Here is a 15176-nt window from a genome sequence, read left to right on the forward strand (position 1 = left end):
GCAAATACGGTCAACTCAGCGCCCGCTGAAACACGGCGACGAGCTGGGTGGCGGTGGTGTTTGCCAGGTTCATCAGCGGCCCGGGATAGACGCCGATCAGCAGCATGAGCGCCAGCAGCGGCAGCATCGTCCAGAACTCGGCCGGCCGCAGGTCGGCCAGGCCCTTCCAGCGTTCGTTGAGCGGCCCCAGGAAGAGGCGCTGGAACATCAACAGCAGCGCCAGGGCGGTGACGATCAGCCCGATGGTCGCCAGGGCGGTGAAGAGCGGCAGAGTCGCCCAGGCCCCGCGGAAGATGAAGAACTCCCCCACGAAGCCGGCCAGCCCCGGCAGGCCCAGGTTGGCGAACATGGCCGTGCCCATCACCCCGGCGAAGGTGGGGGCGATCACCCGCAGCCCGCCGAAGTCGTTGAGACTCCAGGTGTCCGTCCGCGCGTGCAGGGCACCGGCGAGGTAGAACAGGGCCGCCGTGGAGAGGCCGTGGGCCACCAGTTGCACCATCACGCCGTTGAGGGCGATGGCCCGGCTGTCCTGGGCAGCCCCGCCGGGCAGCGCGGCGGCGGCGGCGATGCCGAGCATTACGTAGCCCATATGGTTGATCGAGGTGTAGGCGATCAGCCGCTTGATGTCGCCGCCCACGTTGGCCAGGGCGCCGAACGCGCCAGCGACGATCCCCACCAGGGCCAGGGCGCCCATCACCGGCGCGAAGTACTGACTGGCATCCGGCACGAAGGGCAGCATGATCCGCAGCATGCCATAGGCCCCCATCTTGCTCATCACCGCGCTGAGGAGGATGCTGCCGGCCACCGGGGCCTCGGCGTAGGCGTCGGGCAGCCAGGTGTGGAAGGGCCACACCGCCAGTTTGATGGCGAAGGCGATGAAGATCGCCCAGAAGGCGATGCTGGTGTAGAGCAGCGGGTAGCGTCCCAGCACGTTCGCCACGCCGAGTCGCTCCATGTAGGCGAAGAGGATGTCGCGGAACGTGCCCGTCACCCCCTCCACCGGCAGGCCCAGGCCCAGCCGCCCCAGAGCGATCAGGTCGAAGGTGGGGAGGCCCGCCTGCCGCACCGACAGGTAGATGACCTGAAAGAGCAGCAGCATGCCGATCGAGCCGGCCATAGTGTAAACAAAAAACTTGAAGGCGGCGTAGCGCCGGTTCTCGCGCCCCCAGAGCTGAATGAGGAAGTAAGCCGGAACCAGGCTGAACTCCCAGAAGATGAAGAAGAAGAAGAAGTCCAGGGCCACGAAGAAGCCCAGCATCGCCGCCTGGAGCAGCAGCAGCAGGGCGTAGTGGGCCTTCACCCGGTCGGTGAGCCGCCAGGAGGCCAGCATGGCCACCGGGGCGATCGCCGTCGTCAGCAGCACCAGGGGCAGGCTCAGCCCATCCACCCCCAGGAAGTAGTCCACGCGGACGGCCTGGATCCAGGGGATCTTCTCCACCAGTTGCACCGCGCCCTGGCCCCCGGCGCTGGCCGTTGGGTCAAAGCGCGACCAGACCACCAGGGCGATGGCCAGGGGCACGCCCGTCCACGCCGTGGCCCCCAGGCGCGCGATCCGGTCGTCCAGGCGCAACGCAGCAGCCAGCCCCACCAGCAGGATGCCCGCCAGCGGCGAGAGGACCAGCAGCGTCAGCCAGGGCACGCCATCGGGTGAAGGGATCAAGTATGCGGGCAGATCCATAGATGCGTTCCTGAGGTGAAAATCAGCTAATCTTCCACTGGCAGCTTACGATACTGCTGCAAATCTTCTACGGAGAAATTATCGGGCGGAACAAGACGGCAATGCTTTTCTCGCATTGCAAGAATACCGGGCGTGCTGTCTGGCACTTTTGTCTCGGCCAGCAGTTCATTAATATTCTCTCACACTGCAATTGGCCAGAGATATGGCGAAAACAGGTTCACTCACACCCGTTAAACCGCCTGTTTTTACGTTAGACCAAACTTATAGCGCTACCGGGCCAGCGCAAAACAACAACCTCTTCTCGCAACTGCGCTCTGGTTGCGGTAGCGATGCGTGTGCGAAAGAGATCTATGCTTACGACCTCATAGCCCAGAGTTTGCGCTATATCTGCCAGGAGTTCGCCTGTTCGTATCATCACTCGAAAATAGGAAGCCTGATCGCCGACAACATATGCTAGCTGTGCCCCTGGACGTAAAACGGCACGCAGATCGGCAAGATGCCGTGCTATGCCCCCAAAGTAGAGTTTCGCAACTTTTGCGTATAGTCGTTCAAAACCTGAAGTTTTTTGTAATTCGGCGCGTCGAGCCTCAATTGCGTCAGCAAGATGTTGGATTTTGGGGAATGATGCCACCCATTGGTCGTCATTATCCGCCCTGTACACATTGCGAGTATTAGAGCGCAAAAGATTTTGTTTCAGAGCCCGCAGTTCTGTCTTACTCTGAATAAATCCAAGCAGTACGCTCTCAAGTCGCGTTGTTCGAGTGTAATCTTTTTCATTTGGATAAGGAGGAGAAGTGATGACCGCATCGATCGAACTGTTTTGCAACACATCTGATATTCGTCGGGCGTCTGCATGATATACTACCGCTTCTGTGCGATCGAACTGCTGTAACTGTCGCAGATCTCTCGCCATTACATAGATGCCATCTAACCAGGCGGCGATAACTGGAGCATCCAGCTTCTTTGGGCCAATCCCAACTTCTGGCCCAAAATGCAGGTTGCTAATAGAGAACGCCAGGGCTTTCGCAAGCGCGAGTCGCTGATGTCTTTCAAATCGCGGATCTGCGTTTTGTCGTAAGCAATCGAGAAGGACAAGAACCTTGTGTAATGGAAGGGGACTGATGGAGTTGGCGAGTAAGAGCTGCATAAGCTCCGGATTGATAGTTCGTAGACTCTTATCTGTAAGGTCATTCTCAGTTATTTGGTTAAGCAAAGGATTATCTGTAATCCCATCCTCTTCGAGTATTCTTAACGCAATTTCTGCCACATGCTCGGAATGTTTCACGAGACTTTCGGGATCGGGAGACCAGTCAACTTTGACCTGTCCTGCAAAATGCGCCAATGGGTTCGCTTCGAAACCTGTACTTGGAACGCCTAACTTCTTACATTCAACCAGCGTTGTGCCGGTACCGCAAAATGGGTCGAGAACACGGTGATGATCTCGGAGATCAAATCGCCGCACATAATCACGAACCAGGTGCGGAGGGAAGGAAAGCACGAAACGATACCAGCCGTGAGCAGGCCGATCCTGGTCAAACAGTTTGTTGATGTCGCCGTTGCTTACGCGGCGATCATTCGTTTGTTCATCAGGCGCTGTTGCCGGATAGGGGCTCGCTTCGCGATAATCCATCGTTTGCGTCCTTGATGTTGCAACCGCGCATCATCTAGACACGCTGCACGCGAGAGGCGTTTCCCGGCAATTTCTCTTTCCGGTGAGAAGCAGCGAGTTCCGGGCCGCTGCGAATAAAGTTCGTGGCATTGGCCCTCCAAACTTCCACAACAGGCGAAGTCTCACGTTACCGCCGCAGCACATACAGATAAAACACCGCCAGCACCACCACCCCGGCGAAGACGTAGCCCACATAATCCTGGGCCCTGCCGGTCTGCACGCGGCGGGTGTTTTTGCCCGTCGCCACCGTGCCGCCGGCCAGCGCATCGGGGCCGTCGTTGAACAGGGTGTCGTCCACAATGAAGTTAAAGCGCCCCACAAACAGGGTGATCTGGCCGATGCCGTCAATGACGCGGTTGAGGATCTGGTCAATGAAGGCCCAGAACAGGGCCAGCACTGCCACCAGGCGTCCAAAACTGGCCTGGTAGAGTTCGTCCACCCGGTACTTCTCGTGGAGCAACCGGAACAGCCCCGGCGCGCGCGTCGCCAGCGGGTCGGCGTCGCTGGCGCGGGCGAAGGCCCCGGCGTAGAACGTCCACCCCGCCGCGATGCCGCCCAGGGCCGCCAGCAGCGAGATGCCCGCCACCAGAGGGCTGAAGGGCAGGGCCTCCTGGCCCCACAGGTCGCTCAGCCAGTGGCCGCCGGGGATGGCGAAGGGCAGGTTGAACAAGCCCGCCGTTACCGCGAAGGCGGCCAGCACCACCAGCGCGGCGGTCATGGTCGGGTCCTCGTGCCAGTGGATGCCGTGGCGCTCCTCGTGTTCGTCGTGATGCGCATCGGCGTGATGCGCGGCCTTGCGGGGCGCCTCCGGGTTGTGGAACACTACCGGGTGCTCGCCGCGGAAATTCCCGAAGAACACCAGACGCCACTGGCGGGTCATGTAGAACGCCGTGAGGAAGGCTGCGGCGGTCAGCACGCTGAAGACGATCCAGTGTCCGCCCTTGAAGGCGTCGGCCAGGATCTCGTCCTTGCTCCAGAACCCGGCGAAGGGCGCCACGCCGGCCAGGGCCAGGTAGCCTGCGGTGTAGGTCCAGAAGGTCCAGGGCAGATGGGCGCGCAGCCCGCCCATGTTGCGAATGTCCTGCGCGGTCTGCTGGGCGGCGTACTCGTCCCTGTGGTGGAGGCGCTCGATGGCCGGGGTGGCCTCCATGGCGTGGATGACCGAGCCGGAGCCGAGGAACAGCAGGGCCTTGAAGAAGGCGTGGGTCAGGAGGTGGAACAGCGCGGCGACCCAGCCGCCGATGCCCAGAGCGGCGACCATGAAGCCCAGTTGCGAGAGCGTCGAGTAGGCCAGGATGCGCTTGATGTCAAACTGCGCCACGGCGATGGTGGCGGCGAAGAAAGCCGTGAAGGCCCCGATGAAGGCCACCACCCCCAGGGCCGCGCCGCCGTCGGCCAGGAAGATCGGGTAGGTGCGGGCCACCAGGAACACGCCCGCCGCCACCATCGTGGCCGCGTGGATCAGCGCCGACACCGGCGTCGGACCCTCCATCGCGTCGGGCAGCCAGACGTGCAGGGGGAACTGGGCCGATTTGCCGATGGTGCCGCAGAAGAGCAGCAGGGCGATGCCGGTGGCGTGGCTCAGACCGAAGAAGCCTCGCTCGGCGCCAATGCGCTCTAGAAACGCCGGGTTGAAGATCTCCCCCTCGTTGACCCCCAGGGTCAGACTGCCGGCCTGCGTGTAGAGGTAGACCAGTCCCAGCAGCATCAGCACGTCGCCGATGCGGGTGACGATGAAGGCCTTGACCGCCGCGCGGTAGGCTTGCGGGCGCTCATAGAGAAAGCCGATCAGCAGGTAGGAGCAGAGGCCCATAATCTCCCAGGCCATAAAGAAGAGCAGGAGATTATCGGCCATACACATCAGCAGCATCGCCGCCGTAAAGAGCGAGATAAAGCTGAAGAAGCGGCTCTGGCGGGCATTGGCGGCCATGTAGCCCAGCGAGAAGAGGTGGATGCAGGTCGCGGTGATCGTCACCATCGCCAGCATGGCCGCCACGGGGGTATCCACGTAGAGCCCCATCGTGAACACACTGCTCCCGGTGGGCGCCCAGGCGATGCGTTGCACCAGGTTCGGCTCGGGGAAGGCGAAGGCCCCGTGCTTCTCACCCGCGCCGTGCTCTTTGGCAGCGCCGTGCTCCTCCCCGCCGTGGCCGCCGGCCAGGCTCACCACCTGCCCCTCGCGCAGCGCCAGCCCCTGGGCCGTCGCGGCGAGCAGGCCCACTGCCAGGACCGTCGCCAGCAGCATGAGGGCGATGGCCGTCCAGCCACTGGCGGGCTTGCTGTGGCGCAGGGGCGTAAAGGTGATCAGCGCGCAGCCGAGCAACGGCAGCGCCGGGATGAGCCAGGCCAGTTGGAGAAAGAGAGCCATGCGCCATCCTCACATCGGTTCAACGGGTACGTGTGCACATTTGCCGCCAGGCACGCAGTGCAGCGCTTTTTGAAGCTCTCCGCGCACTCTGCCGCACCAATGCGTTCAACACTATCTCAACGGCTGAATTGCTTTCCGCAAGGCGCCCCTTGCCTCTACCCTGTCACGTGCTGTGGCCTCCGCTGCGAGGAGGTTCCGAGGGGCTGCCTCACCCCTCCGAGCTTTCTTCTTCCTGGTGCAGCGGGGCTTCGCCGCGCCGCCACCAGGTAAGGGAGGATCTTTGGGGGCCTGCGGCCCCCGCAACCCCGCCAGGGACAACGTGACAAAGTAGAGCTACACGGCAATCCAGAATCCAAAATCGCCTCACCCTTTCAACGAATCCACTGCATCGGCATTGACAGTAAGCCAGTTGCGATAAATAGCAATGACCATCGCCAGACCCACGGCGGCTTCGGCGGCGGCGACGCAGATGATGAAGATGGCGAAGGTCTGCCCGGTGATGAAGCGCGGCTCCAGGTAGCGCCAGAAGGCCACCAGGTTGATGTTCACCGCGTTGAGCATCAGTTCGACGCCCATAAGCACCCCGATCAGGTTGCGCCGTGACAGGGCGCCGAACAGACCAATGCAGAACAGGGCCCCGGCGACGACCAGCACCGCCTCAAGGGGAACCGCCGCAGTCATGGTTGTGTCTCTCCTTCACTGATCGGCGTGGCGCGGGGCGCGGGCGCCGGCTCGCCCGCCGGGGCCTCCACCGGGGGCGGTTGCGCCAGGCGCTTGCGAAGTTCATGCTCCTCGGCCAGGGTGAGCACGCGGCGGCGCCGGGCGCGCTCCTCGAAGGCGATCACGATCGCCCCGATCAGCGCCACGGTGAGCAGCACGCCGGCCACCTGGAACTGCAACAGAAACTCATAGACGAAGGCGCGCCCCAGTTCGTTCACCCCGGCCAGCGGCTCGGGCGTGCCGGGAGGGCCAGGCGGCGCGGGGATGTTCCAGCGGTGCGCGATAACGGTCGGAACAATAGCGACGGCGAAGAGCAGTGCGCTGATCGCCGCGGTGAGCCAGAGGCGCCACCCGCCCACCAGTTGCCGCACCCCCTCCCCGGTCACCTGGCGCGTCAGCATAATCGCGAACAGAATGAGGATAGAGATTGCTCCGACATAAACCAGCACCTGCACGACGGCCAGGAACTCCGCCTCGAGCAGCAGGTACAGCGCGCCGACGCCGAAGAAGCAGGCGATCAGCCACAGGGCCGCATGAATGACGTTGCGCACCGTCACCACCATCACTGCCGCGCCGATGACCAGGGCCGCGATCAGCCCGAAGATGATCTGGATGACCGTTGCCATAGCCCCCCTACCGCAGCGTGGCGGTCAGCGTGTCGCGGTACTCATCGAGGTCAATCCGGCCCTGCTGGGCCTGCGCGGCGGCGAAGATACGCGCGAGCGCAATGTAGGCGACGAGGTTCAGGGCCAGGGTGACGCTGAAGGCCACGCCCCAGCGCAGGAGCGGCGACCAGTGCAGGGTGAAGGTGATGCCCTGCTCCGGCCCCCAGCGCAGCAGCGCCACCCAGATCGCGGCGCTTACGATGTTCACCAGCGTGAGCGGAATGAGAAACTTCCAGCCAAAATCCATCAACTGGTCCACCCGCAGCCGCGGAAAGGCCCCCCGCAGCCAGACCATGACGAAGAAGAAGGCGTAGGTCTTGGCCAGCAGGTAGAACACCCCCAGGAAGCCGGCCAGGACGTTGAACACCCAGTTGCCGTCGGGATTGGCGGGCGAGATGGCCCGGGCGTAGAGCCAGCCCACGCCCGGACCCTGCCAGCCCCCGAAGAAGATCACCGCGGCGATGGCGCAGAGCAGGAAGTTGAGCACGTACTGGGCCAGGTAGAACAGGCCGAATTTCATGCCGCTGTACTCGGTCATGTACCCGGCGACGATCTCCGAGTCGGCTTCGGGAATATCGAAGGGTGTGCGCTCACCTTCGGCCAGGGCGGCAATAAAAAAGACGATGAAGGCCAGAAAACCTACCGGCGTGAAGATGAACCAGCCCAGGCCCAGATCGGGAATGCCGGGCACGTCAGCGACACTGATGAACAGGCCCGCCTGGGCCTCGATCAGTTGCACAATCGAGAGCGTCCCCGTCAGCATCACCACCGCCAGCAGGCTAAGCACGGCGGGGATCTCGTAGCTCACCATCTGGGCCACGGCGCGCATGGCCCCCAGCAGCGCAAACTTATTGCTCGACGCCAGGCCGGCCATCATCAGGCCCACCGCGCTGATGGACGAAATGGCGAAGAAGAACAGCAATCCCACATTTAGATCCACCGGCACCATCCCCGGACCCCAGGGCAGCACGGCGAACATCAGCATGGTCGGGGCGACCACCACGCAGGGCGCCAGGAAATGCACCCACTTATCGGCGGCGGCGGGAACGATGTCCTCCTTGGTGAACATCTTCACGCCATCGGCGATGGGCTGGAACAAGCCCGCCGGACCGACCCGGTTCGGGCCGATGCGGTCCTGCATCCTCGCGATGGCGCGCCGTTCGTAGTAGGTCAGGAAGAGCATCTGTAGCGGCGCGATGACAAAGAGCAGGGTAGCGACGGCGAGGTGGCTGATCAGGGCGATGGCCCAGCCGGGCCAGTTCAAGCCAAGCGTGCGATTGAGGAGCGCGTCAATGATATCGTACATAACCGGTCACTCACCCTGCTGTTCGGCAGCCTTTTTAGCGGCATTCTTCGCCCGAATGGCAGCCAGGCGCGCGGCCTTCTCATCGGCGGGCGCAGCCCCTGTCCCGGCGGCCTCGCCCGAAGGCGCGGGGGGCCCGTCGGCAGGCGGCGCGGGAGCAGGCTCGGGCGCGGATACGTTCGCCGCCTCTGAAGCGCCATTGGCGCCTTCGGCAGCTTTTTTGGCGGCATTCTTCGCGCGGATGGCGGCCAGGCGCGCGACCTTCTCATCGGTGGGCGCGGCGGGAGTTGCTTCGGTCGGCGAGGCGCCGTCAGCGCCTTCGGTAGCTTTTTTGGCGGCATTTTTGGCGCGGATGGCGGCAAGCCGGGCGGCCTTTTCATCGGCAGGCGCGGCTTCGGCGGGGGCTGCTGGCGGCTCAGCCGCACCGCTAGCTTTCTTCGCCGCGTTGGCCGCCTTGATCGCCGCCAGTTTCGCCGCCTTCTCCTCAGGGGTCAGTTTACGTCCCTCGGCGGGCGCTGCGGCAGGCGCTTCGGGCGCCGCTGCGACGGCCGCGGCGGCTGCGGCGGCCTCGAGTTCGCGCCGGCGCGCGGCGATCTTCTCGGCGAGGTTGGGGGCCATGCCGATCACGTCGGGACGGCGCTTGATGTTGCCCTGCAGCTTCTTCAGCGCCCCATCGCGCACCTCGGCCCACATCGTCGGAGCGATGCGCTCGTAGTACGAGATCGGGCGGTTCAACTGCTCCTTGAACACCGTCAGTTTCTGGTGCTCCGACGTTGACAGCTCGAATTCGTGGTCCATCTTGATCGCGTCGAAGGGGCAAACTTCGGCGCAGAAGCCGCAGCTCATGCAGGCATCGTACTCGATCACGAACTCGGCCACGGCGGGCACCGGCTTGCCGGTGGCCGGGTCTTTGGCCTGGGTCATATGAATGACCTGGGGCGGGCAGATGCGTTCGCACTGGAAGCACGAGGTGCAGAGTTCATGCCCGGTCTCCTCGTCGTAGAGCAGGATAGGCATGTTGCGGTAGGCTTCGGGCAGCTTCGGGCGTTCCTCAGGGTACTCAAACGTAAAGACCCCGTGGATGTCATTGAACCCCTGGTTCTTACGGAACGATCCGGTCCAGTGCTTCCAGACCACCGCCATGCCGTCGAGCAGGCCCAGGCCGGGGATGCGGCGCGCGGCGCGCTGTCCTCGCTCGACCGTCACAACTTGACCGCGTTCGATCTTGATCGTCATGGCAATCTATTTCTAGTGCAGTGCGAAGCGACCTGTTGCCCAACGCCGACCGCTGGCGGAGGGGTGGGGAAAACCAGGTTTCCCCGCCTTCGTCACCGTTTGCAGCGTTCTTCCCCCCTCCCAGCCTCATCCCGCCGCTGGAGGTAGAAGCCCGGTCGCCTTCCCCGGCGGGGGAAGGTGCAGCGAGGGGACGGGGCCGGCAAAGATTCGACTAGCGATCAACCTCGCCCATCACAATATCAATGCTGCCCAGAATGACCACTACATCGGCCACCTTGTAGCCCCGGCACATGTCCCCAAGGGGAGTAAGGTTGATGAACGAGGGTGCGCGGACCTTGTAGCGATAGGGCCTTGGGCTGCCATCACTCACCAGGTAGAAGCCCAGTTCGCCCTTGGGCGACTCGATGCGCGCGTAGGCGTCACCGACGGGCGGACGCACGTTCTGGCGCGCCTTGGGGTTGATATGGCCGCCTCTGGCGTCGGGCAGTTGCTCGATGACCTGTTCGATAATGCGCTTACTCTGGCGCATCTCCTCGATGCGCACCAGGAAGCGATCATAGACATCGCCGACCGAGCCGACGGGGATGTCGAAATCGAAACGGTCGTATACACTGTACGGTTCAGCCTTGCGGATGTCGTAGGGAATGCCTGAACCCCGCAGCACCGGACCGGTGACGCTGTAGGCCAGAGCCAGTTCTTTGGGGAGAATGCCGATGCCCTCGGCCCGTTGCATGAGGATCTCATTCTCGCGCAGGAGCCGTTCCAGTTCATCCACGAACGCCGGCATCGCCACCAGCAGCTCTTTCAATCTGGGCATAAACTCCGGCGGCAGGTCGCGCACCACCCCGCCAAAGCGGAAGTAGTTGCACATCATCCGCGCGCCGGAGGCCATCTCGAACAGATCCAGGATCTTCTCGCGTTCGCGCATCCCGAAGGCCAGTTGGGTCTGCCACATCCCCATATCGTTGATGAGGAAGCCCAGCGCGCCGGCATGGTTGAGGATGCGCGTCAGTTCCACCATCAGCACGCGAATATACTCGGCTCGCTCGGGGACCTCGATGCCGGCCAGTTTTTCCACCGCCATCGCATAGGCATGGTTGTTGGCCATCGAGTTGAAATAATCCAGCCGATCGGTATAGGGCATATTTTGCAGATAAGTATTCTGCTCGGCGATCTGCTCATGGTTGCGGTGGAGATAGCCAAACACCGGTTTGAGATCAATGATCGTCTCGCCATCAACCGTCACCAGCATGCGGAACACCCCATGGGTAGACGGGTGCTGCGGGCCGATGTTAATCTGGAGTTCTTCGGTCTTGAACATGGCGCTCGTTCCCTACCCTTACTCATCCGCGCCAATATACTTATCGCCCTGTTTGGGAAAATCTTTGCGCATGGGCCAGCCTTCAAACTCGTCCCACATATAGATGCGCCGGAGGTAGGGGTGGTTCGTAAAGATAATGCCGAAGAGATCGAAGGCCTCGCGCTCGTGCAGGTTGGCCCCCGGCCAGTAAGGAGTGAGCGAGGGCACCTCTGGCGCCTCGCGCGGGACGCGCACCTTCAGCACCAGCCCCTCGCCTCCTTCGAGGGTGTAGAAGCGATAGACCAGTTCAAAGATCCCGTCGGCCAGGTAGTCAACCACAGCAATATCGGAGAGAAAGGCATACCCGAGGGTGTCGCGCAGGTAGAGCGCCGCCTCGACGATCCGCTCAGCCGCCACAACAGTGTCGTTGGTGACGAAGGGCGCCGGTTGCGGGCCGTGGGCCGGCGGCGGCGCGACGCGCAGCGGCGCAGGCTCCAGCACCGCGCCGGGGAGATCGCGGGCCATGCGTTCGCGCAATTCTTCGGGACTAAGCCTGGGCATCGCCAACCTCGTTGCGCTTCAGATCGTCCACGGCGATCTCCGGGGCCACGCCCCGGGCCTTGAGAATGTTCTCAAGTTCCACCGTGGGATCCATGATCGGGAAGGTGCGCACAATCTCGGGGTGTTCGATCTGTCCGCTGCGCCGTTCGCCATGCTCAGGCGAGGTGTACGGGCTGACCAGCGGCAGGCCGCCCACAGGGTCAATCAGCTTCCCGTCCACCTCGAGACCCTTCGCGCCAAAAGCGGGCACAGGAAAATCGCTGGTCTGGGGCTTGTCGCCCTCGCCATACCAGCGCACGCGCCCGAGTTTCTGCCGGTCAATCTGCTCTTGAAGCGTCATCAGCGCATGCAGCAGCGCCTCAGGTCGGGGCGGGCAGCCGGGCACGTACACGTCCACCGGGATGAGCAGATCAATGCCACGCAGCACGTTGTAGCCATCGCGAAAGGGACCGCCCGAGGTGGCGCAGGCGCCCATCGAAATCACGTAGCGCGGCTCAGCCATCTGGTTGTAGAGCCGCACCACCTGGGGCGCCATCTTCTTGGTCACCGTGCCCGCAACGATCATCAGATCGGCCTGCCGCGGCGACGCGCGGAACAACTCGGCCCCGAAGCGGGCCACATCGTAGCGGCTCAACCCGAAGGCCATCATCTCGATGGCGCAGCAGGCCAGCCCAAAGGCCATCGGCCAGATTGACGAGCGCCGACCCCAGTTATAAAAGCGATTGAGCGTGGAGAGGAAGATGCCTTGCCGCTCCAGATCAAGCTGAATCTCATGTTCGCTCATAGCTGATAACGGATTCCGAGGGCCGCGCAGTATACGCCAGGACGGCCGCGAGGCGCGGCGTCCGTTGACCCGGAACGGGTCCTCCTCTGAATCCTATACCCATTCTAGGGCGCCTTTGCGCCATTCATAGAGCAGCCCGGCGGTCAGAATGAGCAGGAACACCGCCGCGGCCGTGAAGCCGTAGAGCCCGAGCTGGTTGAAGGCGACCGCCCAGGGGTAGAGGAAAACGACCTCGATGTCGAAGATCACAAAGGCCAGGGCGTAGAGGTAGTACTGCACCTTGAACTGCACCCGCAGATCGCCGATGGCCTCCAGGCCGCACTCGTAGGTTGACTGCTTGATCGGCGTCGGCCGTTTGGGGCGCAGAAAGTAGGCCAGCGCCAGGGACGCCAGAGGAAAACTCACCGCAGCGATGAAAAAGATGGCAATGAAGGCATAGTTTGCAAGCATGGCCGTCCCTACCCTCTCTGGCGCGGTCTCCGAGTGGAACGGGCCAAGTATAGCATAGTTTTGAAGTTACGCGCAAACGTCACCTTTGCGAAAATCCGCATCGCAAAGAGGCGCACCCCTTCTTGCGATCTATATCACAAGGGAATTACATTCATTGCCTTCAGGGCATGGTGTACAACCCGGGGAAACCCGCTTCTTCGTACCGTGCCGGACAGGGGGATGGGGAAGGCTACGCTCTCCGATCAGCTTCCTCTGTACAGCCGCGAGGATTCGCCTCATACGAAGCATCTCCCCGGAAGGATGCAGCCCTCCGCGAGTCCTCCGGCACATAGCATCCTGGCGCGCCGGGGGTGCGCGGCTGCGCCGCGCGCAGGCAGGCGGCCCGTTCGGGCATCAGCGTGACGCCAGCAAGTCTCGATGCGCCGCGCCCGATCCGCAATCCACAATCGGCAATCTAACGTCACGCCAGGGGGCCTACGCGGTCAGCAGCTTCAACTCCACGCGTCCAACCCGGATGATGTCGCCGTCGTGCGCCTCGGTGCGCGAGCGGACTTCGAAGCCGTTCAGATAGGTGCCGTTTGTGCTGTGGAGGTCCTCGAGTTGCCATACCCCGTCGTGCCATTCCAGACGGGCATGTTCGGCCGAGAGAAACGTGTCGTTTAGGGAGATGTCGGCCTCGGTGCTGCGACCGATGATGGTAATGGGCGCCAGGGGGAAGCTCTTGCCCACGGGAATCCCCGTCTGCCCGGCGGAGACGACCACCAGTTGCCCGTACTGGCTGGCCGGGAGCGGGGCGGGGCTGGCCCCGCGGAGGTCGCGGGCCACCACGCGCAACACCTGCCAGAGGAAAAAATAGAGCAAGAACACCACCGCCACGCGCAGCAGAAGGAGGAGCACGCCGATGGAGAGATTCGCGATGTCGAACATCTAGCTGTCGCGAAAGGTCAATTCCAGGCCGCCCAGGGAGATGATGTCGCCGTCGCGAAGGGCGGTTTCGCTGACGCGCGCGCCGTTGACGAAGGTGCCATTCGTGCTGCCCAGATCGATGATCCAGAACCGCCGTTGCCGGTAGCGCAACTGGGCGTGGTGGCGCGAGACGCGGCTGTCTTCGAGGATGACATCGTTGTTGAGGCCGCGCCCGATGGCGATGGCGGTGCTCTCCAGAGGGATTGAGTGCGGCCCTTCGGGCGTCTGGAGCAGTAGCAGGGCGTGGTTCTTGCGCGCTGCTGGCGCGGCGGCAGCCGGCGGAATGACCTGGGTGGTCTCCGCCCCCTGGCTGTTGGTCATCTCGGCGACGACCTGGATGGTGCGCTTCGGCACCGCGGCGTCTGCGGCCAGCATCACGCGGGGGTGTTCGAGCATGGCAAAGCCGCGTTCCTGGGCCAGTTCGCTCAGGTAGGTGGCCATTTCCTGCTCGATTTGCGGCCGCACCGGCTCGAAGGCGGCGAAATCCTGCGGATTGAGGTAGGCGCGGTAGAAGCTCGGCACGATCACGCGCCTGACGCTGATGGTCTGGTGGCTCTCCATAGCCCGCTCCAGGCGCCGGGCGATCTCCACTGGCTGCACCGGGCTGCGGAAGAGGCGCGCCACCGACCCCTCTACCAGTTGCTCCATGAATTGCTCAAAGCGGCTCAGCGCCGACATGGCTGTCGCTCCTCGAATTGCCGGTCCAGGCGGGTTGCCCGTGTCCCTGCCACCGTAGCGCACCCCTCTGCATGGCGCAGAGGCTTCGCCCTCCTGGAACCCTTGCACCCGGTCATAGGCGCGGCCTTATCGGCTCGCCCAGGTAGATCGGCTCCAGGGTCGCCAGGTCATCCTGTTCGCCGCTGACCAGACGCTGCCAGGCCAGTTCGGCCAGAAAGGCGGGCCGGCGCAGGTTGGCCGCCGGGCGCGGAAAGAGCGCCCGCGCGCCAAGCGCGCCCTGAATCCGGGCCACGGCGCCCTCGTCCAGATCGCCACAGAACAGGGCCTGGTCCTCAACCGCAGCGCAGAGTTCATCCAGGGTCACGTTGCGATCCGGCTCGCGGCGCACCGGATCGGCGGCGAAGTGAAACGCCGCCGTCGCGAAGCGGTCGCGTCCCAGGCGGATCAACGGGTAGATCGGCACGCCAGCATGAGCATGCTGGTAGGCCAGGGCCTCCAGGGTGCTGATCCCCAGCAGGGCCAGCCCGCCCGCCAGGGCCAGGCCCTTGGCCACGCTCATGCCCACCCGCAGGCCGCTCCAACTGCCCGGGCCAAGGGCCACCCCCACCGCCCGCAGCGCCCCGCGTTCCACTCCGGCGTAGCCGAGCAACCGGTCGAGTTGCGGCAGCAGTTGGGCCGTATGGTTGCGCCCCGACTCCCAGACGCACTCCGCCAGCGGCCCGCGCCCATCGTACAGCGCGATCCCCGTGAGGCTGGTCGCAGTGTCTATTGCCAGCAGCATGTTCCCATCCCGGCAGG

The 15176-nt window shown here is 63.5% G+C and carries 13 protein-coding genes and 1 pseudogene; all 14 read right to left on the reverse strand.

The annotated features are described in order from the left end of the window. Positions 1-10: 10 nt before the first annotated feature. The 14 genes and pseudogenes from NZU74_09990 to tsaB all read right to left on the reverse strand — a co-directional run bounded on the left by NZU74_09990 (position 11) and on the right by tsaB (position 15159). Entirely contained in the window at positions 11-1678 is a 1668-nt protein-coding gene (locus tag NZU74_09990; GenBank protein ID MCS6881653.1) for an NADH-quinone oxidoreductase subunit M, read from the reverse strand. A gap of 250 nt (positions 1679-1928) precedes the next feature. After that, positions 1929-3308 carry a DNA methyltransferase gene (locus NZU74_09995; protein ID MCS6881654.1) on the reverse strand — a complete coding sequence of 460 codons (1380 nt, stop codon included), beginning with the start codon at positions 3306-3308 and terminating at the stop codon, positions 1929-1931. A gap of 166 nt (positions 3309-3474) precedes the next feature. Beyond that, complete coding sequence (locus NZU74_10000) at positions 3475-5715, reverse strand: NADH-quinone oxidoreductase subunit L (GenBank protein ID MCS6881655.1); 2241 nt, start codon at positions 5713-5715, stop codon at positions 3475-3477. 363 nt (positions 5716-6078) lie between these two features. Next, positions 6079-6396 carry an NADH-quinone oxidoreductase subunit NuoK gene (nuoK, locus tag NZU74_10005; GenBank protein MCS6881656.1) on the reverse strand — a complete coding sequence of 106 codons (318 nt, stop codon included), beginning with the start codon at positions 6394-6396 and terminating at the stop codon, positions 6079-6081. Continuing rightward, positions 6393-7061, reverse strand: a complete 669-nt coding sequence (locus NZU74_10010; GenBank protein MCS6881657.1) for an NADH-quinone oxidoreductase subunit J — start codon at positions 7059-7061, stop codon at positions 6393-6395. The genes nuoK and NZU74_10010 overlap by 4 nt, the downstream gene beginning before the upstream one ends. A 7-nt stretch (positions 7062-7068) precedes the next feature. Continuing rightward, positions 7069-8406 (reverse strand): NADH-quinone oxidoreductase subunit NuoH, encoded by a 1338-nt coding sequence (gene nuoH / locus NZU74_10015; GenBank protein ID MCS6881658.1) that lies wholly within the window; start codon positions 8404-8406, stop codon positions 7069-7071. A gap of 810 nt (positions 8407-9216) precedes the next feature. Next, positions 9217-9420 (reverse strand): annotated as a pseudogene (locus NZU74_10020) (4Fe-4S dicluster domain-containing protein). Positions 9421-9850: 430 nt separating this feature from the next. Beyond that, positions 9851-10960 (reverse strand): NADH-quinone oxidoreductase subunit D, encoded by a 1110-nt coding sequence (locus NZU74_10025; protein ID MCS6881659.1) that lies wholly within the window; start codon positions 10958-10960, stop codon positions 9851-9853. A gap of 18 nt (positions 10961-10978) precedes the next feature. Beyond that, positions 10979-11500, reverse strand: coding sequence for an NADH-quinone oxidoreductase subunit C (locus NZU74_10030; GenBank protein MCS6881660.1), 522 nt, complete (start codon positions 11498-11500; stop codon positions 10979-10981). Continuing rightward, positions 11487-12284 carry an NADH-quinone oxidoreductase subunit B gene (locus tag NZU74_10035; GenBank protein ID MCS6881661.1) on the reverse strand — a complete coding sequence of 266 codons (798 nt, stop codon included), beginning with the start codon at positions 12282-12284 and terminating at the stop codon, positions 11487-11489. The genes NZU74_10030 and NZU74_10035 overlap by 14 nt, the downstream gene beginning before the upstream one ends. A 93-nt stretch (positions 12285-12377) precedes the next feature. Further along, positions 12378-12734 (reverse strand): NADH-quinone oxidoreductase subunit A, encoded by a 357-nt coding sequence (locus tag NZU74_10040; protein MCS6881662.1) that lies wholly within the window; start codon positions 12732-12734, stop codon positions 12378-12380. Between the two features lie 474 nt (positions 12735-13208). After that, entirely contained in the window at positions 13209-13661 is a 453-nt protein-coding gene (locus tag NZU74_10045) for an FHA domain-containing protein (GenBank protein ID MCS6881663.1), read from the reverse strand. Next, complete coding sequence (locus NZU74_10050; GenBank protein MCS6881664.1) at positions 13662-14378, reverse strand: DUF3662 and FHA domain-containing protein; 717 nt, start codon at positions 14376-14378, stop codon at positions 13662-13664. A 112-nt stretch (positions 14379-14490) separates the two neighbouring features. Continuing rightward, positions 14491-15159, reverse strand: coding sequence for a tRNA (adenosine(37)-N6)-threonylcarbamoyltransferase complex dimerization subunit type 1 TsaB (gene tsaB / locus NZU74_10055; protein ID MCS6881665.1), 669 nt, complete (start codon positions 15157-15159; stop codon positions 14491-14493). Positions 15160-15176 lie beyond the last annotated feature (17 nt).

It is taken from the genome of Chloroflexaceae bacterium (assembly GCA_025057155.1).
In the GTDB taxonomy this organism is placed as follows: Bacteria; Chloroflexota; Chloroflexia; order Chloroflexales; family Chloroflexaceae; genus JACAEO01.

Coding starts and splice junctions, on each gene's coding strand:
- NZU74_09990 (MCS6881653.1), bottom strand. CDS start 1,678: ATGGATCTGCCCGCATACTTGATCCCTTCACCCGATGGCGTGCCCTGG.
- NZU74_09995 (MCS6881654.1), bottom strand. CDS start 3,308: ATGGATTATCGCGAAGCGAGCCCCTATCCGGCAACAGCGCCTGATGAA.
- NZU74_10000 (MCS6881655.1), bottom strand. CDS start 5,715: ATGGCTCTCTTTCTCCAACTGGCCTGGCTCATCCCGGCGCTGCCGTTG.
- nuoK (MCS6881656.1), bottom strand. CDS start 6,396: ATGACTGCGGCGGTTCCCCTTGAGGCGGTGCTGGTCGTCGCCGGGGCC.
- NZU74_10010 (MCS6881657.1), bottom strand. CDS start 7,061: ATGGCAACGGTCATCCAGATCATCTTCGGGCTGATCGCGGCCCTGGTC.
- nuoH (MCS6881658.1), bottom strand. CDS start 8,406: ATGTACGATATCATTGACGCGCTCCTCAATCGCACGCTTGGCTTGAAC.
- NZU74_10025 (MCS6881659.1), bottom strand. CDS start 10,960: ATGTTCAAGACCGAAGAACTCCAGATTAACATCGGCCCGCAGCACCCG.
- NZU74_10030 (MCS6881660.1), bottom strand. CDS start 11,500: ATGCCCAGGCTTAGTCCCGAAGAATTGCGCGAACGCATGGCCCGCGAT.
- NZU74_10035 (MCS6881661.1), bottom strand. CDS start 12,284: ATGAGCGAACATGAGATTCAGCTTGATCTGGAGCGGCAAGGCATCTTC.
- NZU74_10040 (MCS6881662.1), bottom strand. CDS start 12,734: ATGCTTGCAAACTATGCCTTCATTGCCATCTTTTTCATCGCTGCGGTG.
- NZU74_10045 (MCS6881663.1), bottom strand. CDS start 13,661: ATGTTCGACATCGCGAATCTCTCCATCGGCGTGCTCCTCCTTCTGCTG.
- NZU74_10050 (MCS6881664.1), bottom strand. CDS start 14,378: ATGTCGGCGCTGAGCCGCTTTGAGCAATTCATGGAGCAACTGGTAGAG.
- tsaB (MCS6881665.1), bottom strand. CDS start 15,159: ATGCTGCTGGCAATAGACACTGCGACCAGCCTCACGGGGATCGCGCTG.